Here is a 25,218-nt window from a genome sequence, read left to right on the forward strand (position 1 = left end):
TTATTGTCGGAACGAAGACGCCTACGCCGCAGCGAACGGGGTGGCGTGCAGGGGCTGATTTCGAGTATAGATGTGCAAACATCCAACAAGAATGCACAAAAAAACCGGATCAACATGCAAAAAGACCTTACCTCCCTCAGCGCGCTGAACTGGGACGACCTCAAGTTCTTTCTCGAGGTAGCGCGCACCCGCAAGGCCAGCAGTGCAGCCAAGCGCCTGGCCGTGGACTACACCACGGTGTCGCGGCGCATCAGCTCGCTGGAAGGGGCGATGGGTACTTTATTGTTCGAAAAATCCCGCACCAACGGCTTCGTGCTCACCGCCGAAGGCCAGCGCCTGCTGGGCTACGCCGAGTCGATCGAGAGCACCCTGCACATGGCCTGCGAACAGGTGTCCGGTTCCGGTGTCGCCCTCTCCGGGCATGTACGCATGGGCTGCACCGAGGGCTTCGGCAGTTTCTTCGTCACCCCTCAGCTGAGCCGCTTCGTCGACACCTGGCCGGCGATCTCGGTAGACATCCTGCCGCTGCCGCACTTCATCAGCCTGTCCAAGCGCGAAGCCGACATCGTCATCGCCCTGGAGCGCCCCGAGCACGGGCCGTACGTGTGCTGCAAGCTGTGCGACTACCGCCTGCGCCTGTATGCGACCCAGGAGTACCTGGACAACCACGAGCCGATTCGCCAGGTTGCCGACCTGGGGCGCCACCCGTTCATCAGTTACGTCGACGACCTGGCGTTCAGCTCCGAGTTGCTGTACCTGGCCAACCTGATTCCCAACGCCAGCGCGCACCTGCGCAGCACCAGCGTGATCGCCCAGTACACCGCGGCGTTGCAAGGGCGAGGCCTGGCGATCCTGCCCTGCTTCCTGGCAGCGCAGGATGAACGGCTGGTGACGGTGCTGCCCGAGGACGTGGAGGTGACACGGCAATTCTGGATGTACTGCCGGGAGGATCTGCGCAAGTTGAAGCGGATCACCTTGCTGTGGGACTACATCCGCGATGTGACCGAGGCGAATGCGTCGCTGTTGATGGGGCAGACACGGGACATGGTGTTTGCGCAGGGCTGAGTCGGATGGCACCGGCTGCGCCGGTGCCAGTCACCGATATCTTCAGCTGGACGCCACCACGATCGATACCCGTCGATTCTCGGTACGCCCGGCGCTGGTGCGGTTGTCTGCCACCGGCTGGCTGCTGCCCAGTCCACGCGTCTCGATGTTGCGCGGCTGCATGCCGACGCCCACCAGCGCCCTGGCCACACTCTGCGCCCGTCGCTCGGAGAGCTGCTGGTTGTAGGCGGCCTTGCCCGAAGCATCGGCATGACCGTCGACGCGTACGTGCTGGATATCCACCGACAGCAGCGCCTTGCCGATCCGCTCGACGATGGCCTGGCTCTGGCCGTTGAGCCTGTCCAGGTCACTGCCGAACAGCACCTTGCCCGAAAGGTCGAATGCCCAGCCCTCGTCGCTCGGCGTGAAGCCCTCGCGCTTGAGCAGTGCCACCTGCTCGGGGCTCAGCCCGCTGGGAGGGACGGTCTGGCAGCCGGCCAGGGCAAACAGCGCCAGCCACACGGCCAGCCAGGGAAAATGCAGTCGGGAAATAACGTGTCTCACTGTTCAGCTCCTGTGGTTCATATCCGTGGCTCAGCGTTCCGTCTGGGCCACTTGCCAATGGCCGCGGCGATTGCGCTTGGCCTGGTACATCGCCGCATCCGCGGCATTGAGCAGACTGGCCGAGTCCTGGCCATCGTCCGGGTAATAGGCAATGCCGACACTCAGCGAGGTGCCGACGCGGCGCCCATCATCGAGCAGGATCGGCTGCTTCATGCTGGCAACGATCTTCTCGGCGATGCGCTGGGCGTCCTCGCGCGAGTGCAGCGGCGTCAGCAGCACGGCGAATTCGTCACCGCCCAGACGCGCCACCAGGTCGTGCTCGCGCAATTGCGCGCGCACGCGGCTGGCAATGTTGATGAGTACCTCGTCGCCCACCGCATGGCCGAGGTTGTCGTTGATCTGCTTGAAGTGATCGCTGTCGAGGAACAGCAGCGCCAGGTGATCCTGCTGGCGCGCGGCATTGCGCAGGCAGCGGTTGAGTCGCCCTTCGAAGAAGGCGCGGTTGGGCAGGCCGGTAAGGCTGTCGTGACTGGCCTGGTGGGCGAGCGTTTCGTTCTCGCTCTGCAGATGGCTCTGCCAGACCTCGAGTTCGTCGAGCAAGGCATTGAAGTCATTGCCCAACTCGTTGAGCTCGGCGATCCGCGCTTCCGGCACCCGCCGGTCGAAACTGCGCTCGCGTCGCGCAGCATGGGCGACACTGGCCAAGCCACGCAACGGCCGCACGATATCGCCGAACAGCCGACGCGACAGGTGGATCGCGACCACGGCACTGAGCAAGGTACAGAACAGGATTCCCGCCAGGCCGCTGAGCAGGAAGCCCAGCAGGCTGCCGCCCTGCCCCGTCAACTCGATGTGCCCGACCTTGCGCTGCTGGTGAAGGATCGGCATGTGGATCGGCTCGCCCAGCAGCCCCTTGGCGACCAGCTTTTCCAGTGGCGCCAGCAGGCCACTGTCGTCGCGCTGCCAGCGCGCGAGCAACTCGCCCTGATTGTCGAACACCTTGGCATCGGCCACTTCCTCGGTGGACGCGATGACCGCCAGGGCCTCGCTGGCCGCGGCGCTGTCGTCGAACACCACTGCCGCCTCCACGGTGTAGTTGATGGAGCGGGCGATCAGGTGCAGGTTGTGGTTGGCATAGACGCGCAGCGCCGCCACGCCGAGCAGGGTCAGGGACACCCCCACCAGCCCGACGGCGATCAGCGCGACGATCAGGTGCCCACGGCCGAGCACCGACCGCAAGGTTGGCCGCTTCCTGCGTTGGCCGCTGAGTTTCATGGCTGCGCCGCCCTGCGCCGCGACAACTGCAGCACGCTGGGATGGATACGCACGCCACTGCGGGCGACCGAGTCGAGGTTCACATCGAAGCTGACCTGCTCGTCGTCGACGTGCAGGCAGAACAGGCTGCCGACCGTGCAGGTGTCATCGGCCTCGCTGACACTCAACACCGGATGACCGACCAGCGCCTGGAACAGGCGATCACGTTGGCCGGCATCGAGCTTGCCGATGTACACCGCATCGCAGGCGCCGGCGACGCGTGCGTCATCGGCGAGCAGACGGCGTACCTGCAGGGGCTGGCCGGAGTTCTGTACGACATCCCCTTTGATCAGGTCATCGGCGTATTCGGTCGGGCCGACCAGGCACAGGCGCAGCGGGGAAGGCTCGGCAGGCCAGCGTGCATAGCTGAAGATACCCAGCACCACCTGGGTCACTGCCTTGGCCCGCTGCTGCACCTGGGCAGCAGTGACAGGGACGTCCGCCCAGACGGGAGCGGCGCAAAGCGACAGGGCGGCCATCAACAGCGAAAGCACGCAGCCCATCACTCGCCCCCTGGGCGAGAGTGCCACTGTCATGTGGGAAATCTCTCAAAATGAATTCAGATAACCCGCACGATAGCACAAGGCCGCAATGCCAAGGTATTGACGATCGTCAGGTATTCTCCAGCATAAGGCCAGAAATCCGTCGCACCTTGCGTCCGACCGCCTCCTCGAACACGCCTGCCCTGGGCTCGACAAGGCTGAAGCAGTCCTTGGCCCGGGTAATGCCCGTGTATACCAGTTCCTTGGTCAGGACCGGGTTAAGTGCATCCGGCAATACCAGCGCGGTATGGCTGAACTCCGAGCCCTGCGACTTGTGCACGGTCATGGCGAACACTGTTTCCACCTCGTTGAGCCGGCTGGGCAGGACGAAACGCACACCGCCAGAACCATCGTTGCGCGGGAATGCCACCCGCAGCAAAGGCTCACCGTGTTCATCAGGCAGGCGCAGGGCGATGCCGATGTCGCCGTTCATCAGGCCAAGCCCGTAGTCGTTGCGCGTCACCAGCACGGGACGCCCTTCGTACCATGGCTGGCGAGTATCGATCAGCCCGGCATGGTTCAGCGCCCGCGCCACACGCTCGTTCAACCCCTCCACACCCCAGGCACCCTTGCGCACCGCGCAGAGCAACTGGAAGCCCTCGAAGCTTTGCAACACCCGCGCCGCCCAGCGCTCCCAGTCGGCAGCGTCGGCAGGGGTACCGGGTGCCGGTCGATGACGACCGATGCTGCGCAGGTAGGTGCGATAACCCTGGGGGCCGTCTTCACCACGCCCCAGGCCGTCGAGCAGCAGGCGGTCGAATGCACGATCATGCTCACCTCGCAGCGACAGGCAGAACACATCTTCAGGCGGCAGGGTCAGCAGGTCCCGCGCCTGGCGAGCCTGCTGCAGGTTGACCAGCCGTGCGAGCTGGCCGATCCCGCTGCCTTCACCAAAGCGCCTGGAATGACGCAGCATGACCACCTGCTGGGCCAGCGCGTGCTGACGTGCATCGCCCGGCAGCAGGGCGCTGCCTTGCAGCGACTGGCCGCCGACCTGTTCAAGCCAGGCTTCGGTGGCGGGCGTATAGCGACCTTCCTCGGCATGCCTGCACAGGTCACCGAGCACGGCCCCGGCTTCCACCGACGCCAGCTGATCCTTGTCACCGAGCAATACCAACCGCGCCCGCGCCGGCAGCGCATCGAGCAGGTTGGCCATCATTTCCAGGTCGATCATCGAGGCCTCGTCGACCACCAGCACATCGAGCGGCAGCGGGTTGGCGGCATGATGCCGGAAGTGTCGCGAGCCAGGGCGGCTACCCAGCAGGCGGTGCACGGTGCTCACTTCGGTCGGGATCTGCGCGCGCACCTCGGCGGGCACCTGCAGGCGCTCGACCTGCTGGCCGATGGACTCGGTCAGGCGCGCAGCCGCCTTGCCGGTGGGCGCAGCCAGGCGGATGCGCAGCGGCCTGCCCTGCTCGACCGCCGGGCCTTGCAACAGGGCCAGCAAGCGCACCACCGTGGTGGTCTTGCCGGTGCCGGGACCACCGGTGATGATGCTGAAGGCCGCGCGCGTCGCCAGGGCGCAGGCCAGCTTCTGCCAGTCGACCCGAGCGGCCGGCGCTCCGGCCTCGAACAACTGCGCCAGGCGTGCCGGCAGGTCAGCAGGGATCGACTCATCTGCGGCGATGCGCTGCTGCAGCGAACGGTCGATACGCCGCTCATAGCTCCAGTAGCGGCGCAGGTACAGGCGCTGGCCGCTGAGTACCAGCGGACGTGTGTCGTGGCCTGGCGCATCGGCCGCCGCCACCAGGCGACTGCCCGCGATGCGCTGGCGCCAGGTGACCAGTTCGAGCGTGGCAAGCAACTGCGAGGGCAGCAGCAATGGCCCGGCCAGGGCATCGCCTTCGGGCGGCAGGGCCAAAGCGAAATCCGGTTCGGCCAGTGTCTGTTCGAGATCAAGGCACACATGCCCGTGCCCGAGTTGGTGGCTGGCCAGCGCTGCGGCCAGCAGCAGCAGTGGGTCGCCGCCCGGGTCGCGCTCCTCCAGGAAGCCGACGAACGCGCGATCCAGGGCGCGCAGCCAACCACGTTCGACCCAGCGGTCGAGCAGGGCCAGCAGGTCGCGGCTCTCGGCAAGCGGCGCCAGGGCCGCGAGGTGCCCGGCCTGCAAGGGCGTCGGCAGCAGGTCGTCGAGGGTTCGGCTCATGGTGCGACTCCGGCAAACAGGTCCTGCTGTTCGTGCTGGTGGTCCCCGCGGAACAGCGTATCGAGTTGCTCGATCAGCTCACGGGGTGGACGTGCGTAGTACAGGCCATGGCTGGCACTGCCGATACCGCGCAGGAAGATGAACAGGGCGCCGCCCATGTGACGGTCGTAGTCGTATTCGGGCAGCCGCGCGCGCAACTGGCGGTGCAAGGCCAGCAGGTAGAGCACGTACTGCAGGTCGTAGCGGTGCTCGAGAATCGCCTGTTCCATGGCCAGGGTGTCATAGGCACTGTCGTCCGGACCCAGCCAGTTGGACTTGTAGTCGGCCACGTAGTAGCGCCCGTCAAGCTCGAAGGCCAGGTCGATGAAGCCTTTGAACATGCCGTTGAGCTGGGTCGCCAGCGCAGCCGGACGCGCCACGCCAGCATGCGTATGCCGGGTGACGATCTGGTCGAGTTGCTGCACGTCGACTTTATGGCTGGCAAACCAGAACTCCATCTCGATCTGGTACTGCCCAAGCTGGGCCAGGGTGAGCAGCGGCCCCTCGGTCGACAGCGGCAACGCCTGGGTGAGCAGTTGCTCGAGCCATGGGGTCAGGGTCGGGATCCAGCCGGTCCAGTCACGGCGGTTGCAACGCTGACCGACGGTACGCTCGATCAGCGCAGGCTGGCTGGCGACCTCGGCGAACCCTTCGCGCCCTGCCCATTCCAGCAATCCGTGGAGGAATGTCCCGGGGTTCGGCCCGCGCGGGAAGCGGTGGATGTCGCCGTTCTGCGCAGGCACCTCGCGCAACGGTTGCGTGCCTGCGCCCTCATCATCGAGCAGTTGCTGGGCCTGCGAACTGTCGGCACCGACACTCTGCTCGCCGACGCGCAGGGCACTGTAGGAGGCGATCCACCATTGCTCTGCCGCCGCCCGTCGCGGCTTGCGCGCAGGCAGCAGTTCGGCGCTGTCCTGCACGGCACGGTACAGCTGACCATCCGCTTCGGGCAAGGCAGGGCAGGCAATGGAGACGCTGTTTGCGCAGAGAGCCTGCAGCCACTCGGACAGTTGCGCCGAGCTGGCCAGCGGCTGGCCGCCGCCCAGCAGATAACCCAGGGCCGAACGGTGCAGTTGCGAGGTCTTCTGGTTGCCGCGCTTGAGGTCGGCCACACCCAGCCAACACGCGTGCTGGGCCCGGGTCAACGCCACGTAGAGCAGGCGCAGGTCCTCGGCCAGGCGTTCGTCATCGGCCAGGGCAATCTGCTCGCTGGTGGGTGTAAGCGTCAGCAGCGCCTGGCCGTCGCTGTCGTGCCAGGCCAGCGGCAGGCGTTGGCCATCCACCGGTTTGCTGGTGCAGATGAACGGCAGGTACACCAACGGGTATTCCAGGCCCTTGGATTTGTGGATGGTCACCACCTTGACCAGTTGCTCGTCGCTTTCCAGGCGCAGGATCTGCTCTTCGCCTGCCTGTCCGGCATTGGCCAGCTGTTCGGCCAGGTGACGGATCAGCGCCTGCTCGCCATCCAGCTCGCCGGCGGCCTGTTGCAGCAGTTCGGCCAGGTGCAGCAGGTTGGTCAGCACGCGCTCGCCATCGGTGCGGGCGATCAGGGTGCGCGGCAACTGGAAATCATGCAGCAGGCGCCGCAGCATCGGCAGTACGCCCTGGCGCTGCCAGGTGTCGCGGTACAGGCGAAAACGCATCACCCAACCTTCCCAGACACGCTCGTCCTGGTTCAGCCGCTCGAGCTCGTTCAGAGGCAAGTCGAGGGTCAGGCTGGCCAGGGCTGCCTTGAGCTGGCGCTCGGAATCCGGCTCGGCGCAGGCCTTGAGCCAGGCCAGCAGGTCGTGGGCCTCCTGGGCGGCGAACACCGAGTCCTTGTCCGAGAGATAGACGCTACGCACGCCTCGGACAGCGAGCTCGGCGCGCACCAACTGCGCCTCGCGGCCATCGCGCACCAGGATGGCGATATCCGATGGCAGGCAGCCACGCACTTCGCCCTGCGGGCTGGCAAAGCCGGTCACGCCCTGTTGGCCACCCTGCAGCAGCGCAACGACATGACTGGCACAACTGGCTGCCAGTTGCTGGCGATAGAGGGTGCCGGCTACCGGCTCGTCGCTCTGCAGATGCCAGCACTGCAGGGCCGCACAGGGCTCGCCGTCGATCAGCAGCTGCTCGTTGCGTCCCTTGGCGTGCACCTCGACGAACGGCAGCGGATTGTCGCCCTCTTCGCGGAACAGGAACGCGCCCTTGCCTTCGGGGCGCTGCTCGGCCTGCAGGAACACACGGTTGACCGCCTCGACCATGGCCCGGCTCGAGCGGTAGTTGGTGTCTAGGCTGTGCAGGCGCCCGGCCGTGGCGCGGCGGGCGCCGAGGTAGGTGAAGATGTCGGCGCCACGGAAGGCGTAGATCGCCTGCTTGGGGTCACCGATCATGAACAGCCCGGTTTCCGGGCGGTTTTCGGCGATCTGGTAGATGCGCTCGAAGATGCCGTACTGCACAGGGTCGGTGTCCTGGAATTCATCGATCAGGGCCACCGGGAACTGCTCGCGGATCAATCCGGCCAGGCGCTCGCCTGCGTCGCTGCGCAGTGCATGCTCCAGGCGCAGAAGCATGTCGTCGAAGCCCATTTCGGCGCGACGGCGCTTCTCCACTTCGAAACGCGCCGCCACCCACCCGGCGGCGTGCTCCAGCACCGCGGCATCAGGGCCAGGGAGCGCTTGCAGTTGCTCGCGCAGGCTTTGCATCGCGTGCAGTGCCGGGTGCTCCGGCGGCTCGCCGACTTTCCAGGCTTCGGCCATGCCCGACGGCGTCAGGCGAGTGAAGCCGGTGCCCAGGTCGAGCTCCATGGTCTGCTCGTCACCCGCCCAGGCACGCAGCTTGTCGAACCAGGGATCGAAGTAGCGCGCCTGCAGCTTGCGGCCATCAGCGTGCTTGGCCGCCACCGCGGCGCGGCACAACTCCTGCAGTTCGTCCGCCCACTGCGTCCAGGGCGCCTTGAGCGTAGCCAACTGCGCCTGACGACGTTGCAGGGCAAGCTCGATCAATGCCTGAGGCTCAGGGCCGTCGGCATCTGCCTGCACACGGCCAAACAGCGGGCGAATCCGCGGTAGCAGTGCGTCGGGGCTGACCCAGTGGCTACGCACCCAGGCCAACGCCTCGCCATGCATGCCGTAACAGAAGCGCCGCCAGTAATCGCGCATGACCTGGCCGAGCAGCTCGCTGTGATCGGTTTCCAGGCTCTGGGTGAACAGGCTGCCGCTGTCGAAGGCATGCTCGCGCAACATGCGCTGGCACCAACCATGGATGGTCGAGACTGCCGCCTCGTCCATCCACTGCACTGCAACCTCCAGGCGACTGGCGCAGCGGGCCCAGTGCTCCTGCGGGTAATCGGCGCGCAGCAGGTGCAGCAACGGATCCGCCTCGTCCAGCTCATCGCGGAAGAAGCGCGCGGCCTCCGCCAGGCGGGTGCGGATACGCTCGCGCAGCTCTTTGGTCGCGGCATCGGTGAAGGTCACCACGAGGATCTGCGGCGGCAACAATTCGCGACCGAAGCCTTGTTCGCCGCCATGGCCAAGGATCAGGCGCAGGTAGAGCGCCGAAATGGTGAAGGTCTTGCCGGTGCCGGCGCTCGCTTCGATCAACTGGCTGCCATGCAGGGGGAAACTCAGGGCCAGGGGCCGGGCCTGGTTCATTCGGCGGTCTCCGGGTTGGTCTGGGTCTGCCAGGATGCAGCGAACAACGGCCGATAGAGCGCTTCGCACCAACCTTCGAAGGTTTCGTCGGCATTGAGCGCAGCGAAGTCACGGAACTGACGGACCAACGCCAGGCTTTCGCTGCGTTCGCCGAAACTGTTCTGGCCGTCACCTTCATAGGCTCGCTCGGCGGCGGCCAGGGCTTTGTCCGGCTCCTGCTGGGCGAGCCAGGCGAAGGCGGTCTTGGGGGCGACCGGCAAGGGGGCGTTCATCGCGGCCTGGCGCGCCACCAGCAAGTCGGCGAGGAGGTCGCCAGCCTGTGCTTGAGGGAGTGGCGCGAGCAACAGGGTCAGGTCGCTGGCAACCAGTGCTGTATGCAACTCGTAGCCGGCAGCACAAGCAGCCAGGTGCATGACCCAGGCCGGGATGAGCCGATGCCATTTCAAGCTGTTGCGGCCGGCGCCCAGGCTGTTGGGGACGGTGGTGATACTCAGCAGGCTTTGTTCATCGCCCTGGTACACGCGCCCCAACCAGCCTTCGAGCCGGTGCGTGCCATGCTCGAAATGAATCGGCAGCGCACCCTCCACCACTGTGTGCCAACGCTGCAGCAGTTGTCGGTGACGTTGCAGAAGGTCCGGCAGGGGCTGGATCAGCTCGACCTGCAGTGATTCGCCAAAGCCTGCCAGGGGCAACAGGCCACAGGCCTGCAGGCGACGGGCCTGGCTGCGCAGCGCCTGCTCGGGATCGTCGGGCTCGGCCAGGGCTGCACCGAGCAAGCGCTCGCTCAGGCCATAGCGCTGCAGGGCATCGAGTACGAAGGGTTCTTCGTCGGGCGTGGGGGCTTCCAGGGCCTCGAAAAACACTTTCAGACGCTGGCTGAAGAAATGCCTGACCGGGTGGCGCAGGAAGTCCTGCAGCTGTGTCAGGCTCAATGGTTCGTCACTGATGTACGGCGGTAGCATCCCCCCCTCTTCGGCGACGGTGATCTGCTCGGGTTGATGCAGCACCTGCCACTCATGGGCATAGCTGAATAGCGGGCTGCCCTTCTGAAAATAGCGAGGGCTGAACGGCTGCAGGGGGTGCTCCTGGGTCAAGGCATGCAGCAGTTGCTGCCCAGGGTCGTCTCGCTGGCCTTGCCGCGCACCGGCAAGCTGCCAGCCGGCGGCGAGATGGTCGCGCAACTGACCGATCAGGACCGAAGCGGGACGCTCGCTGTTGTCGCGGATGCTACGCCCGACCCAGCTCACATAAAGCTGGTCGCGGGCCGACAGCAGCGCTTCGAGAAGCAGGTAGCGATCGTCCTCGCGGCGTGAGCGGTCACCGGGGCGGTAATCACTGGCCATCAGGTCGAAGTCCAGCGGCTGTTGGGCGCGCGGATAGTCACCATCGTTCATGCCCAGCAGGCAGACCACCCGAAACGGGATGGCGCGCATGGGCATCAGGGTACAGAAGTTCACCGAACCGGCGAGAAAGCGTTGGGACAGCTTGCCCTGGTCCAGGCCCGACAACCACGCCTCACGCACTACCGTGAGTGGCAGCTGATCATCCAGGCCAACGGTGTCGCACGTTTGCAGCCAGGTGTCACACAGGTCCTGCAACTGCACCAGCAAAAGCTCGTCATGCTCTTCCTGGGCCAGGAAGAACACCTGCAACAGCGCGTTCAGGCGATCGCCCCATTGTGCGGCACTGGCCGGCTCGGCCAGGGTCTGGAAAGCCACCTCGAGGGCATCGAGCAGCGCGACCAGCGGGCCGATCAGCGCAGCGTCGAGGCCACCGATCTCGTCATAGGGTTCGATACCGTCGCAGCCCTCACCGATACCCACCGCGTAACCCAGCAACATCCGCCGCAGGCCGAATCGCCAACTGTTCTGCTCCAGCCCCTGGGGTAACCCGAGGCTGGCGCGTTGTTCGCCACTGAGCCCCCAACGGATGCCCGCGCCTTCGATCCAGCGGTGCAGGGTCGGCAGGTCGCTCTCCTTGATCCCGAAGCGGGCGCGCACGGCCGGCACATCGAGCAGATCGAGGACCTCGCTGACAGCAAAGCGGCTATCAGGCAGTTTGAGCAGGTGCTCCAGGGCGATCAGCAATGGATCGCGGCCACGCTGCCCCTGGTCGGTGAGGGTGAAGGGAATGTAGCGCGGGTCGTGGCGGTCGAGCTGACCGAACACCGCGCGGATATGCGGGGCGTAGTCATCGATGGCCGGGAGCATGACGATGACGTCACGCGGACGCAGGGTCGGATCGTTGCTGAAGCGTGCGAGCAACTGGTCGTGGAGGATTTCCACTTCGCGCTGTGGACTGTGGGCTACGTGGAAGCGCACCGAGCGATCGTTCGCAGCATCGACCGCCGGCCAGGCCTCGCGGGTTTCCGCCAGCGGGCGCAATTCGAGGATGTCGTCCTGCAACTGGTTCAGCAATGTGGTCGGCGAAGCTTCGCTGAACAGGTCGATACGACCATCGCTGAACACGCCACGGTAACTGCCCGGATCGTCATAGCTGTCGAGCAGGTTGATGTAGTCCCGGCCTTGCTTGCCCCAGGCAGCCAGCAGCGGATGGGCATGCTGGTGCATCGATTCGTCGTCGAGCTGCAACGGCATGCCCTGCTTGCGCTGCAGACGCTTGTACTGGTGGCGAAGCAGGTCCTTGTCGGCGACGATATCACCCCAGTGGTGGCGGCAGGGGTTGTGCACGCACAGCAGCACCTGGCTGAAACGGGCCAGCCCGGCCAGGGCTTCGAGTGTTTGCGCGGGTAATGACGAAATACCGAAGACGATCACCCGTGCCGGAAGGCCGGGAGGTGCATGCTCCAGGGCGTCGATCCGTTCCATGAAGCGCTGGTGGACACCGGCTCGGCTCTGCGCCATACCCTCCCGACCAACATCCTCGAGCAAGGCCCGCCACAACTCGGCCTGCCAGCGATTGCCCGGAACCAGAGGCTTGCGCTCACCACGAGCAGTGTTGAGTACGTGCTCGCCGGCAGCCCAGTCCTTGAGCCAGTCGGCGCGGTACACCTGGTATTGGTCGAACAGGTCGGCCAGGCGCTCGGCGAGCTGGTAGCGCTTGCGCAGGTCGCTGTCGTCGGTGAGAAAACGCTTGAGCGGCTCGAAGTGCTCGCGCTCGATCAGAGCGGGCAACAGGCGCATCAGGCGCCAGGTCAGGGGCGCCTTGTCGAGCAGCGACACCTCGGGGATTTCTTCACGACCCAATACACGACGGTACAGCTGCCACATGAAGCTGCCGGGCAGTTGTACATCGATGGCCGCAGCGATGCCACAACCGCCCTGATCGTCGTCCTGGGGATCCTCGGCCAACGCGAGCTTGAGCCACTGAGCGATGCCGTTGCTCTGCACCAGGGCAATCTCGTTTTCCAGGGGCGCCAGAGGGTAGCTGCGCATCACGCTCACCACCAGATTGCGCAGATCATCCAGGCGATTGCCCTGGACAATCATGAAGCCTGGGTGCAGTGAGGTGGTGTTGGCCATTGAATACTCTCGGGGGGCTGGTTGCGCTGAGGGAACCATACCCTGTGCAGGAACGCTTGTCCCGTGGCGCAAGCGCCTGCTTGGTGTAGGAGCGTGCTGCCTGCGCGATCGGAAAGCAGAAAAGACAAAACCCCTACCTGCTCGCGCAGATAGGGGTTTTGCGAAATGAATCTTGACGATGACCTACTCTCACATGGGGAAACCCCACACTACCATCGGCGATGCATCGTTTCACTGCTGAGTTCGGGATGGGATCAGGTGGTTCCAATGCTCTATGGTCGTCAAGAAATTCGGTTGCCAGTGCGTCCTTTCAGACACGCCAGCCAATTCGGATATGTGATCTTTGTGGGTCGCTTCGAACTTTCGGTTCGTTTCGTCTTCACCACCACAATCTGCAAGGCAGATTGCTTGGGTGTTATATGGTCAAGCCTCACGGGCAATTAGTATTGGTTAGCTCAACGCCTCACAGCGCTTACACACCCAACCTATCAACGTCGTAGTCTTCGACGGCCCTTCAGGGGATTCTAGATCCCAGTGAGATCTCATCTTGAGGCAAGTTTCCCGCTTAGATGCTTTCAGCGGTTATCTCTTCCGAACATAGCTACCCGGCAATGCCACTGGCGTGACAACCGGAACACCAGAGGTTCGTCCACTCCGGTCCTCTCGTACTAGGAGCAGCCCCTCTCAAATCTCAAACGTCCACGGCAGATAGGGACCGAACTGTCTCACGACGTTCTAAACCCAGCTCGCGTACCACTTTAAATGGCGAACAGCCATACCCTTGGGACCGGCTTCAGCCCCAGGATGTGATGAGCCGACATCGAGGTGCCAAACACCGCCGTCGATATGAACTCTTGGGCGGTATCAGCCTGTTATCCCCGGAGTACCTTTTATCCGTTGAGCGATGGCCCTTCCATACAGAACCACCGGATCACTAAGACCTACTTTCGTACCTGCTCGACGTGTCTGTCTCGCAGTCAAGCGCGCTTTTGCCTTTATACTCTACGACCGATTTCCGACCGGTCTGAGCGCACCTTCGTACTCCTCCGTTACTCTTTGGGAGGAGACCGCCCCAGTCAAACTACCCACCATACACTGTCCTCGATCCGGATCACGGACCTGAGTTAGAACCTCAAGGTTGCCAGGGTGGTATTTCAAGGATGGCTCCATGAGAACTGGCGTCCCCACTTCAAAGCCTCCCACCTATCCTACACAAGCAAGCTCAAAGTCCAGTGCAAAGCTATAGTAAAGGTTCACGGGGTCTTTCCGTCTAGCCGCGGATACACTGCATCTTCACAGCGATTTCAATTTCACTGAGTCTCGGGTGGAGACAGCGCCGCCATCGTTACGCCATTCGTGCAGGTCGGAACTTACCCGACAAGGAATTTCGCTACCTTAGGACCGTTATAGTTACGGCCGCCGTTTACCGGGGCTTCGATCAAGAGCTTCGCTTGCGCTAACCCCATCAATTAACCTTCCGGCACCGGGCAGGCGTCACACCCTATACGTCCACTTTCGTGTTTGCAGAGTGCTGTGTTTTTAATAAACAGTCGCAGCGGCCTGGTATCTTCGACCGGCATGAGCTTACGGAGCAAGTCCTTCACCCTCGCCGGCGCACCTTCTCCCGAAGTTACGGTGCCATTTTGCCTAGTTCCTTCACCCGAGTTCTCTCAAGCGCCTTGGTATTCTCTACCTAACCACCTGTGTCGGTTTGGGGTACGGTTCCCAGTTATCTGAAGCTTAGGAGCTTTTCTTGGAAGCATGGTATCAACCACTTCGCGCTCTAAAGAGCACTCGTCATCAGCTCTCGGCCTTGAAATCCCGGATTTGCCTAAGATTTCAGCCTACCACCTTAAACCTGGACAACCAACGCCAGGCTGGCCTAACCTTCTCCGTCCCTCCATCGCAATAACTGGAAGTACAGGAATATTAACCTGTTTTCCATCGACTACGCTTTTCAGCCTCGCCTTAGGAACCGACTAACCCTGCGTCGATTAACGTTGCGCAGGAAACCTTGGTCTTTCGGCGTGCGAGTTTTTCACTCGCATTGTCGTTACTCATGTCAGCATTCGCACTTCTGATACCTCCAGCAAGCTTCTCAACTCACCTTCACAGGCTTACAGAACGCTCCTCTACCGCATCACCAGAGGTGATACCCGTAGCTTCGGTGCATGGTTTGAGCCCCGTTACATCTTCCGCGCAGGCCGACTCGACTAGTGAGCTATTACGCTTTCTTTAAAGGGTGGCTGCTTCTAAGCCAACCTCCTAGCTGTCTAAGCCTTCCCACATCGTTTCCCACTTAACCATGACTTTGGGACCTTAGCTGACGGTCTGGGTTGTTTCCCTTTTCACGACGGACGTTAGCACCCGCCGTGTGTCTCCCATGCTCGGCACTTGCTGGTATTCGGAGTTTGCATCGGTTTGGTAAGTCGGGATGACCCCCTAGCCGAAACAGTGCTCTACCCCCAGCAGTGATACATGAGGCGCTACCTAAATAGCTTTCGAGGAGAACCAGCTATCTCCGAGCTTGATTAGCCTTTCACTCCGATCCACAGGTCATCCGCTAACTTTTCAACGGTAGTCGGTTCGGTCCTCCAGTCAGTGTTACCTAACCTTCAACCTGCCCATGGATAGATCGCCCGGTTTCGGGTCTATACCCAGCGACTAAAGCGCCCTATTAAGACTCGCTTTCGCTACGCCTCCCCTATTCGGTTAAGCTCGCCACTGAATATAAGTCGCTGACCCATTATACAAAAGGTACGCAGTCACCTAACAAAGTAGGCTCCCACTGCTTGTACGCATACGGTTTCAGGTTCTATTTCACTCCCCTCTCCGGGGTTCTTTTCGCCTTTCCCTCACGGTACTGGTTCACTATCGGTCAGTCAGTAGTATTTAGCCTTGGAGGATGGTCCCCCCATGTTCAGACAAAGTTTCTCGTGCTCCGTCCTACTCGATTTCACTGGCAAGAGATTTTCGTGTACGGGGCTATCACCCACTATGGCCGCACTTTCCAGAGCGTTCCACTAATCTCAAACCAGCTTAAGGGCTGGTCCCCGTTCGCTCGCCACTACTAAGGGAATCTCGGTTGATTTCTTTTCCTCAGGGTACTTAGATGTTTCAGTTCCCCTGGTTCGCCTCTTGCACCTATGTATTCAGTACAAGATACTCAGCTTGTGCTGAGTGGGTTCCCCCATTCAGAGATCTCTGGATCACAGTCTGTTTGCCGACTCCCCAAAGCTTATCGCAGGCTACCACGTCTTTCATCGCCTCTGACTGCCAAGGCATCCACCGTATGCGCTTCTTCACTTGACCATATAACCCCAAGCAATCTGGTTATACTGTGAAGACGACATTCGCCGAAAATTCGTGAGAACTCACAAATTTTACCTTAGCCTGAACTACCAGCAGTGAAACTGGCATTCAGTCTATTTCTATCACATATCCGAATTTTTAAAGAACGATCTGACAAAAGCCAGAAATCAACATTCATCAGTGAATGCTCATTTCTAGGTTCTGATCAAGGTGCAGCATAAGTGGTGGAGCCAAGCGGGATCGAACCGCTGACCTCCTGCGTGCAAGGCAGGCGCTCTCCCAGCTGAGCTATGGCCCCGCATATTGGTAGGTCTGGGCAGATTTGAACTGCCGACCTCACCCTTATCAGGGGTGCGCTCTAACCAACTGAGCTACAGACCTATATAGGGTCTTGATCGTCTTCGACAATGAATCAAGCAATTCGTGTGGGAGCTCATCAGCAGGCTGATGTCTTCGATTAAGGAGGTGATCCAGCCGCAGGTTCCCCTACGGCTACCTTGTTACGACTTCACCCCAGTCATGAATCACACCGTGGTAACCGTCCTCCCGAAGGTTAGACTAGCTACTTCTGGTGCAACCCACTCCCATGGTGTGACGGGCGGTGTGTACAAGGCCCGGGAACGTATTCACCGCGACATTCTGATTCGCGATTACTAGCGATTCCGACTTCACGCAGTCGAGTTGCAGACTGCGATCCGGACTACGATCGGTTTTGTGAGATTAGCTCCACCTCGCGGCTTGGCAACCCTCTGTACCGACCATTGTAGCACGTGTGTAGCCCAGGCCGTAAGGGCCATGATGACTTGACGTCATCCCCACCTTCCTCCGGTTTGTCACCGGCAGTCTCCTTAGAGTGCCCACCATAACGTGCTGGTAACTAAGGACAAGGGTTGCGCTCGTTACGGGACTTAACCCAACATCTCACGACACGAGCTGACGACAGCCATGCAGCACCTGTGTCAGAGTTCCCGAAGGCACCAATCCATCTCTGGAAAGTTCTCTGCATGTCAAGGCCTGGTAAGGTTCTTCGCGTTGCTTCGAATTAAACCACATGCTCCACCGCTTGTGCGGGCCCCCGTCAATTCATTTGAGTTTTAACCTTGCGGCCGTACTCCCCAGGCGGTCAACTTAATGCGTTAGCTGCGCCACTAAAATCTCAAGGATTCCAACGGCTAGTTGACATCGTTTACGGCGTGGACTACCAGGGTATCTAATCCTGTTTGCTCCCCACGCTTTCGCACCTCAGTGTCAGTATCAGTCCAGGTGGTCGCCTTCGCCACTGGTGTTCCTTCCTATATCTACGCATTTCACCGCTACACAGGAAATTCCACCACCCTCTACCATACTCTAGCTCGCCAGTTTTGGATGCAGTTCCCAGGTTGAGCCCGGGGCTTTCACATCCAACTTAACGAACCACCTACGCGCGCTTTACGCCCAGTAATTCCGATTAACGCTTGCACCCTCTGTATTACCGCGGCTGCTGGCACAGAGTTAGCCGGTGCTTATTCTGTCGGTAACGTCAAAATTGCACGGTATTAACGTACAACCCTTCCTCCCAACTTAAAGTGCTTTACAATCCGAAGACCTTCTTCACACACGCGGCATGGCTGGATCAGGCTTTCGCCCATTGTCCAATATTCCCCACTGCTGCCTCCCGTAGGAGTCTGGACCGTGTCTCAGTTCCAGTGTGACTGATCATCCTCTCAGACCAGTTACGGATCGTCGCCTTGGTGAGCCATTACCTCACCAACTAGCTAATCCGACCTAGGCTCATCTGATAGCGCAAGGCCCGAAGGTCCCCTGCTTTCTCCCGTAGGACGTATGCGGTATTAGCGTTCCTTTCGAAACGTTGCCCCCCACTACCAGGCAGATTCCTAGGCATTACTCACCCGTCCGCCGCTGAATCAAGGAGCAAGCTCCCGTCATCCGCTCGACTTGCATGTGTTAGGCCTGCCGCCAGCGTTCAATCTGAGCCATGATCAAACTCTTCAGTTCAATACTGCTTGGGTTTTTAAGAAACCCTAAACTTGGCTCAGCAATCTCAAATGACTATGTGATTTCTCGCATGGCCACTTGTGATGCTGATAATCTTGGCGACTATCAGTCCGTACTCACAAGCACCCACACGAATTGCTTGATTCGATTTGTTAAAGAGCGTTTGGTCAAGAGCTTTTCTTCTCAACCGAGGCGCGCATTCTACGCTTTCCTCATTCGGTGTCAAGCGTTTATTTTGAAGTTTTTCGCGAGAAACTCGTTTAGCTTCAAACACTTGACTCGCTGCGATCTCTCGTAGCGGGAGGCGAATCATACAGCACCAAACGATGCTGTCAACTGCCTTTTTCACCGCTGCCGATCACCAGATCGAAGCCCTTCGCGCTACACCGAACTCGCTTAACTCGTTGATTAACAAGGAGTTTCGCGTTCCGTTTGCTGCGGAAGTGGGGCGCATTATAAGGGGATTCGAGAGGGCGTCAACCTTTTATTTCAATTAGTTGAAACATTCCAGGCACAGACCTTATATAGGCCACCAAGTGGCTGCCTCAAACCTTTCTGCGCTCTTGAGATCAAGCGCCGCGCGGGCGGCGCTTGATCTCAAGAGCGCAGAAAACATCAAGGCAGACACCTGGCAACCCTACCACCAAACCCAACCAGTCCCTTCTCTGCCCCCACAAAACAAAGCGGGGAGGCCTGTCGGCCTCCCCGCTTTTCACCTCACCCCACCCTTACAGACTCGGGAATGCGAACTGCGACGCCTCGTGGCTCTTGCGCTGCGGCCAGCGCTGGGTGATTGCCTTGCGCCGGGTGTAGAAGCGCACACCGTCCGGACCATAGGCATGCAGATCGCCAAACAGCGAGCGCTTCCAGCCACCAAAGCTGTGGTAGCTCACCGGTACCGGCAGCGGCACGTTCACACCCACCATGCCCACCTCGATCTCGTCGCAGAACAGCCGCGCTGCCTCACCATCGCGAGTGAAGATGCAGGTGCCGTTGCCGTACTCATGCTCGTTGATCAACTGCATGGCTTCTTCCAGGCTGTTCACCCGCACCACGCACAGCACCGGCCCGAAGATCTCTTCCTTATAGATGCGCATCTCTGGCGTGACCTTGTCGAACAGCGTACCGCCGACGAAGTAACCATCCTCGTTACCCGCAACACGGAAACCACGGCCATCCACCACCAGCTTGGCACCCGCGGCCACGCCGTCGTCGATGTAACCCACGACCTTGTCACGCGCAGCCGCCGTCACCAACGGCCCCATGTCCAGGCCGCAGGAGGTGCCGGCACCGATCTTCAGCGCCTTGATCTGCGGTTCCAGCTTGGCAATCAGCGCATCGGCAACCTGGTCGCCCACGCACACGGCCACGGAAATCGCCATGCAGCGCTCGCCGCACGAACCGTAGGCCGCGCCCATCAGCGCGCTGACGGCGTTGTCCAGTTCGGCATCGGGCATCAGCACCGCGTGGTTCTTCGCACCACCCAGGGCCTGCACGCGCTTGCCGCGCTTGGTGCCTTCGGCATAGATGTATTCGGCGATCGGGGTCGAGCCGACGAAACTCAGAGCCTTGACCTCCGGCGCCTCGATCAGCGCGTCCACCGCTTCCTTGTCGCCGTGCACCACGTTGAGGATGCCCTTGGGCAGGCCAGCCTCCAGCAACAGTTGGGCGATGTACAGGGTCGAGCTCGGGTCGCGCTCCGACGGCTTGAGGATGAACGCGTTACCGCAGACGATGGCCAGCGGGTACATCCACAGCGGGACCATCGCCGGGAAGTTGAACGGGGTGATACCGGCTACCACGCCCAGCGGCTGGAAGTCGGACCAGGCGTCGATGTTCGGGCCGACGTTGCGGCTGTATTCGCCCTTGAGCAACTCGGGTGCGGCGCAGGCGAACTCGACGTTCTCGATACCGCGCTTCAGCTCGCCGGCGGCATCTTCGATCGTCTTGCCGTGCTCTTCACTGATCATCTGCGAGATGCGTGCTTCGTTCTGCTCCAACAGCTGCTTGAAACGGAACATCACCTGGGCACGCTTGGCCGGTGGTGTGTTGCGCCAGGCCGGGAATGCGGCCTTGGCCGAATCGATGGCTTCCTGGATGGTAGCGCGGCTGGCCAGCTCGACCTTGCGCGTGGCCTGGCCCGTGGACGGGTTGAAGACATCGGCGGTACGGCCGCCCTTGGAAACCAGCTCACCATTGATCAGGTGCTGAACGATGCTCATGCAGAACTCCAGATAAAGAAGGGTGAAACAGGCGCACGTGCGCCTGTCGTCAGCGTCGGAAAGATCAGTCGATCTGGTTCAGGGCTTCGCCTACCGCGTCGAACAGGCGATCCAGCTCCTGCGGCTTGGTATTGAAGGTTGGGCCGAACTGCAGGGTGTCGCCGCCGAAGCGGACATAGAAGCCGGCCTTCCACAGTTTCATGGCCGCCTCATAAGGACGCACGATCGCATCGCCATCGCGGGCTGCAATCTGGATCGCGCCTGCCAGACCGTAGTTACGGATATCGATGACGTTCTTGGTGCCCTTGACGCCATGCAGCAGGTTCTCGAAGTGCGGCGCCAGTTCGGCGGCGGACTGCACCAGGTTTTCCTTCTTCAGCAAATCCAGTGCGGCGATACCGGCTGCACAGGCCACAGGGTGGGCCGAATAGGTATAGCCATGGGGGAATTCCACGGCGTATTCCGGCGTCGGTTGGTTCATGAAGGTCTGGTAGATCTCGCTGCTGGCGATCACCGCACCCATCGGGATGGCACCGTTGGTCACCTGCTTGGCGATGCACATCAGATCCGGGGTCACGCCGAAGGCTTCGGAACCGGTCATCGCGCCCATACGGCCGAAGCCGGTGATCACTTCGTCGAAGATCAGCAGGATGTTGTGCTGGGTGCAGATTTCACGCAGGCGTTTCAGATAACCCTTAGGTGGAGGCAGCACGCCAGCGGAGCCGGCCAGTGGCTCGACGATCACCGCTGCGATGTTCGAGGCGTCATGCAGTTCGATCAGCTTGAGCATCTCGTCGGCCAGGGCGATACCGCCCTCCTCGGGCATGCCGCGGGAAAACGCGTTCACCGGCAGCACGGTGTGAGGCAAATGGTCGACATCCAGCAACTGGCCGAACATCTTGCGGTTGCCGTTGACGCCACCCAGGCTGGTACCGGCGATGTTCACGCCGTGGTAGCCACGGGCACGGCCGATGATCTTGGTCTTGGTCGCCTGGCCTTTCAGACGCCAGTAGGCGCGCACCATCTTCAGCGCGGTGTCGGCGCACTCGGAACCGGAGTTGGTATAGAAGGTGTGATTGAGATCGCCCGGGGTGAGTTCAGCGATCTTCTCGGCCAGCTGGAATGACAGCGGGTGGCCGAACTGGAAGGCCGGCGAGTAGTCCAGGGTGCTCAACTGGCGGGTCACCGCGTCGGTGATTTCCTTGCGGGTATGCCCGGCGCCGCAAGTCCACAGGCCCGACAGTGCGTCGAAAATCCTGCGCCCCTTGTCATCGACCAGGTAGTTGCCTTCGGCCGCCACGATCAGGCGTGGATCCCGCTGGAAATTGCGGTTCGCGGTGTAGGGCATCCAGTGGGCGTCCAGCTTGAGCTGGCTGGCCAGGCCGGACGGGGCGTTTTCGGGCATGTTCATCGGCGGTTCCTCGGAAGACGACTAGGCAACGATGGGTGTTGTTGCAGCTACGTTGTCACGAGGATAAAGTCTGAAAAAGCCAACATTTCTAATCTTCAGTTAGCAGCGGACTAAACTTATGAGCCGTCGTCCCGATCCACTCGCACAGGTCAGCGATTTCGATATCCGCCTGCTGAAGATCTACCGCAGTGTCGTCGAGTGTGGCGGTTTCTCCGCAGCGGAAAACGTACTGGGTATCGGACGCTCTGCAATCAGCCAGCAGATGAACGACCTGGAGCAGCGCCTGGGCTTGCGCCTGTGTCAACGTGGCCGGGCAGGCTTTTCGCTCACCGAGGAAGGCCGCGAAGTCTATCATTCGGCGCTGCAACTGCTCAGCGCCCTGGAGAGCTTTCGCACCGAGGTCAACGGACTGCACCAGCACCTGCGCGGCGAGCTCAATATCGGCCTGACCGACAACCTGGTTACCCTGCCGCACATGCGCATCACCCATGCGCTGGCAGAGCTCAAGGATCGCGGGCCGGACGTGCGCATCCAGATCCGCATGGTCGCCCCGAGCCAGGTGGAACAAGGGGTGCTGGACGGCAGCCTGCACGTTGGCGTGGTGCCCCAGACCAGCCCGCTCTCGGGCCTGGAATACCAACCCCTGTACAGCGAACGCTCTCTGCTCTATTGCGCAGTGGGCCACCCGCTGTTCTATGCCGAAGACCAGAAAATCGACGACCAGCGCCTGAACAGCCAGGAAGCCATCGCCCCGACCTTTCGTCTGCCGGCCGACATCCAGGCGCACTACCAGGCCCTGAACTGCACCGCCAGCGCCTCGGACCGCGAGGGCATGGCCTTTCTCATCCTCACCGGGCGCTACATCGGCTATCTGCCCGATCACTACGCCATGTTCTGGGTCCAGCAGGGTCGCCTGCGGGCACTGAAACCGGCGCAACGCTACTATGACCTGAGCCTGAGCTGGGTGACGCGCAAGGGGCGGCGTCCGAACCTGGTTCTGGAAAGTTTTCTCGAAAGCCTTGCGGCAACGCGCTAATGCTTGTCACTTCGGCACAGGCAGGTAATCTGTCCGACATCCGTTGCCCACAGACCCCGTACGGAAACGTCCATGACCTTTGAAGTCCCTGCGCATCGCCTCTCCGCCTCGGGCAAGCCCGCCGGCCGCATTCGCCAGAAAAACGAGCAGGCCATCATCCAGGCCGCCGAAGACGAATTCGCCCGCCACGGCTTCAAGGGCACCAGCATGAACACCATCGCGCTGAAGGCCAACCTGCCCAAGGCCAACCTGCACTACTACTTCACCAACAAGCTCGGCCTCTATATAGCCGTGCTCAGCAACATCATCGAACTGTGGGACAGCACCTTCAACGCCCTGAGTGTCGAGGACGATCCGGCCCAGGCGCTGAGCCAGTACATCCGCACCAAGATGGAGTTCTCCCGGCGCAACCCGCAGGCTTCGCGGATCTTCGCCATGGAAGTGATCAGCGGCGGGCAGTGCCTGACCGAATACTTCAGCGCCGACTACCGCGAATGGTTCCGTGGTCGTGCCGCCGTATTCCAGGCCTGGATCGATGCGGGCAAGATGGACCCGGTGGACCCTGTGCACCTGATCTTCCTGCTGTGGGGCAGCACCCAGCACTACGCCGACTTCGCCACGCAGATCTGCCAGGTCACCGGTCGCAGCCGCCTGACCAAGCAGGACATGGAAGATGCCAGCGACAACCTTATCCACATCATTCTCAAAGGCTGCGGCATCACCCCGCCCGCCTGACCCGGAACTATGCCTTCTACCCTGCTCGAGCTCTGCGAGTTCCGTGAAGAAATCCGCAAGAGCCGTTTCATTACCCTCGCTGGCCCGATCGGCAGCGCCGCCGAGGCGATGAGTTTCATCGAACGCCACAGCGACCCGGCAGCCACCCACAACTGCTGGGCGTGGAAACTCGGCGCACAGTATCGCAGCAGCGATGACGGGGAACCTGGCGGCACGGCCGGGCGCCCGATCCTGGCGGCCATCGAGGCCCAGGACTGCGACCAGGTGGTAGTGCTGGTGATTCGCTGGTATGGCGGCATCCAGCTGGGCACCGGCGGCCTGGCCCGGGCATATGGCGGCGGCGCCAACAAGTGCCTGCAACAGGCGGCGAAGAGGCTGCTGGTACAACGCAGCGAATTCGCCTGCAGTTGCACGTTCAGCGAGCTGGCGTTGCTCAAGTTGCGCCTGGCCGAAGTCGATGGGGTGGTGCTGGATGAACAGTTCACGGCCAATGGCGTCGACCTGCTCCTGGCGTTGGGCGAGATACACCGCGAAGTACTTCAGCAGCAGTTGGCCGACCTCAGCCGTGGGCGAATCCGCCTGGAACCGCGCTGAAAGCTGCCCACAACTGCTGTGGGCCTGCCTGTGGATAAGCTTGGGGCACTCTTACGCAAGCCTTGCTGCACATGGCCTTCAGCCGATTGAGCATATTTTGATCACTGTTTCATGACAGCCGCAAGCCACTGAAAGGCGGCGAGTTATCCCCATGTCCTGGTTTCTGCAAGCCCCACCGGCAACGCTGCGCTTGCACACAATAACTGTGGAGCAGCCTGTGGATAACCCGTGTGCCAATGGGCAAAGCGCCCACCAGCACGAGGCGGGATGACGCTGATCAATTTTTGTACAGCCATTGATCAGGCGAGCTACGCCAGCCTGGCGTATCCTCGATATCTTTCAAGAAAGCTCGGAGCATTCACATGTCCACCAGCAAAAGCGCGCTGATCATCGGCGCCTCCCGGGGATTGGGACTCGGCCTGGTACAACGTCTGCACGAAGACGGCTGGGATGTCACCGCCACCGTGCGTGATACGAGCAGGCCCGGCGCCCTGAAGGATATCGACGGGGTGCACATCGAATCCCTGGAGATGAACGATACCGCCTTGCTCGATGGCCTCAAGCAACGCCTTCAAGGCAAGACCTTCGACCTGGTGTTCATCAACGCCGGGATCATGGGGCCGGTACCGCAGGACCTGGAAACGGTAAGTGTCTCGCAGATCGGCGACCTGTTCATGACAAATACAGTTGCCCCGATCCGGGTAGCACGTCGTCTGGTCGGGCAGATCCGCGAACAGACCGGCGTACTGGCCTTCATGAGCTCGGGGCTCGGAAGCGTGACCAGCCCCGACAGCACCGACATCTGCCTGTACAAGGCGAGCAAGGCTGCACTGAACTCGATGATCAACAGCTTTGTGGTCGAGTTGCAGCGCGCCGACCTGAGCGTGCTGGCCATGCACCCAGGCTGGGTCAAGACTGACATGGGCGGCGAGGATGCAGACGTCGACGTGGTGACCAGCACCCGCGGCATGCTCGAGCAGATCAGACAGCAAAGCGGCCAGGGCGGGTTGCGTTTTCTCAACTACAAGGGCGACACGCTCACCTGGTGAATTGAAAGCCGCACAGCGAGGCAGTAGACTCGATGCCTCGCCTTGCGGCGAACCTGGATCAGCAGACAGGGCAACACTGAGCTGGCTAACCCTGAACC

13 protein-coding genes, 2 tRNA genes and 3 rRNA genes are annotated in these 25,218 nt (G+C 61.6%); 5 read left to right on the forward strand and 13 right to left on the reverse strand.

The features are described 5' to 3' along the window. Positions 1-114 precede the first annotated feature (114 nt). A complete protein-coding gene (locus tag AC1TXO_RS23380; protein ID WP_486403925.1) occupies positions 115-1,065 on the forward strand; it encodes a LysR family transcriptional regulator in 951 nt (316 codons plus the stop codon). Positions 1,066-1,107: 42 nt separating this feature from the next. On the opposite strand, the gene yfiB is transcribed toward AC1TXO_RS23380, so the two are convergent. The 13 genes from yfiB to aptA all read right to left on the reverse strand — a co-directional run bounded on the left by yfiB (position 1,108) and on the right by aptA (position 21,706). Next, positions 1,108-1,596: an outer membrane lipoprotein YfiB gene (gene yfiB, locus AC1TXO_RS23385; protein ID WP_486406894.1), complete on the reverse strand. Its 489-nt coding sequence runs from the start codon at positions 1,594-1,596 to the stop codon at positions 1,108-1,110. Positions 1,597-1,638: 42 nt separating this feature from the next. Then, on the reverse strand, positions 1,639-2,883 hold the full coding sequence (gene dgcN / locus AC1TXO_RS23390; RefSeq protein WP_486403926.1) for a diguanylate cyclase DgcN/YfiN: 1,245 nt from the start codon (positions 2,881-2,883) through the stop codon (positions 1,639-1,641). Next, a complete protein-coding gene (gene yfiR / locus AC1TXO_RS23395; protein WP_486403927.1) occupies positions 2,880-3,458 on the reverse strand; it encodes a regulatory sequestration protein YfiR in 579 nt (192 codons plus the stop codon). Before yfiR ends, dgcN begins: the two co-directional genes overlap by 4 nt. A gap of 76 nt (positions 3,459-3,534) precedes the next feature. Further along, positions 3,535-5,610, reverse strand: coding sequence for an exodeoxyribonuclease V subunit alpha (gene recD / locus AC1TXO_RS23400; protein WP_486403928.1), 2,076 nt, complete (start codon positions 5,608-5,610; stop codon positions 3,535-3,537). Further along, positions 5,607-9,284 carry an exodeoxyribonuclease V subunit beta gene (recB, locus tag AC1TXO_RS23405; RefSeq protein ID WP_486403929.1) on the reverse strand — a complete coding sequence of 1,226 codons (3,678 nt, stop codon included), beginning with the start codon at positions 9,282-9,284 and terminating at the stop codon, positions 5,607-5,609. The genes recD and recB overlap by 4 nt, the downstream gene beginning before the upstream one ends. Next, the gene (gene recC / locus AC1TXO_RS23410; protein WP_486403930.1) at positions 9,281-12,766 is read right to left on the reverse strand and encodes an exodeoxyribonuclease V subunit gamma; all 3,486 of its coding nucleotides are present in this window, start codon (positions 12,764-12,766) and stop codon (positions 9,281-9,283) included. Before recC ends, recB begins: the two co-directional genes overlap by 4 nt. A 170-nt stretch (positions 12,767-12,936) precedes the next feature. After that, positions 12,937-13,052 (reverse strand): 5S ribosomal RNA (gene rrf / locus AC1TXO_RS23415). A gap of 133 nt (positions 13,053-13,185) precedes the next feature. Next, positions 13,186-16,078 (reverse strand): 23S ribosomal RNA (locus AC1TXO_RS23420). 222 nt (positions 16,079-16,300) lie between these two features. Then, a tRNA-Ala gene (locus tag AC1TXO_RS23425) sits at positions 16,301-16,376 on the reverse strand. A gap of 6 nt (positions 16,377-16,382) precedes the next feature. Beyond that, positions 16,383-16,459 (reverse strand) — tRNA-Ile (locus AC1TXO_RS23430). 77 nt (positions 16,460-16,536) lie between these two features. Then, positions 16,537-18,073 (reverse strand): 16S ribosomal RNA (locus AC1TXO_RS23435). The 16S, 23S and 5S rRNA genes sit together here with 2 tRNA genes alongside, the layout of an rRNA operon. A 728-nt stretch (positions 18,074-18,801) precedes the next feature. Beyond that, complete coding sequence (locus AC1TXO_RS23440) at positions 18,802-20,295, reverse strand: CoA-acylating methylmalonate-semialdehyde dehydrogenase (protein ID WP_486403931.1); 1,494 nt, start codon at positions 20,293-20,295, stop codon at positions 18,802-18,804. Between the two features lie 64 nt (positions 20,296-20,359). Beyond that, positions 20,360-21,706: an omega-aminotransferase AptA gene (aptA, locus tag AC1TXO_RS23445; protein ID WP_486403932.1), complete on the reverse strand. Its 1,347-nt coding sequence runs from the start codon at positions 21,704-21,706 to the stop codon at positions 20,360-20,362. Between the two features lie 118 nt (positions 21,707-21,824). Here aptA and AC1TXO_RS23450 point away from each other — a divergent pair, with 118 nt between their 5' ends. The 4 genes from AC1TXO_RS23450 to AC1TXO_RS23465 all read left to right on the forward strand — a co-directional run bounded on the left by AC1TXO_RS23450 (position 21,825) and on the right by AC1TXO_RS23465 (position 25,120). After that, positions 21,825-22,742 carry a LysR family transcriptional regulator gene (locus AC1TXO_RS23450; RefSeq protein ID WP_486403933.1) on the forward strand — a complete coding sequence of 306 codons (918 nt, stop codon included), beginning with the start codon at positions 21,825-21,827 and terminating at the stop codon, positions 22,740-22,742. A gap of 72 nt (positions 22,743-22,814) precedes the next feature. Continuing rightward, on the forward strand, positions 22,815-23,477 hold the full coding sequence (locus AC1TXO_RS23455) for a TetR/AcrR family transcriptional regulator (protein ID WP_486403934.1): 663 nt from the start codon (positions 22,815-22,817) through the stop codon (positions 23,475-23,477). Between the two features lie 9 nt (positions 23,478-23,486). Then, positions 23,487-24,071, forward strand: a complete 585-nt coding sequence (locus AC1TXO_RS23460) for an IMPACT family protein (RefSeq protein WP_486403935.1) — start codon at positions 23,487-23,489, stop codon at positions 24,069-24,071. A 362-nt stretch (positions 24,072-24,433) separates the two neighbouring features. After that, positions 24,434-25,120, forward strand: coding sequence for an SDR family oxidoreductase (locus AC1TXO_RS23465; protein ID WP_486403936.1), 687 nt, complete (start codon positions 24,434-24,436; stop codon positions 25,118-25,120). Positions 25,121-25,218: the final 98 nt, after the last annotated feature.

It is taken from the genome of Pseudomonas sp. FA117, from assembly GCF_057370475.1.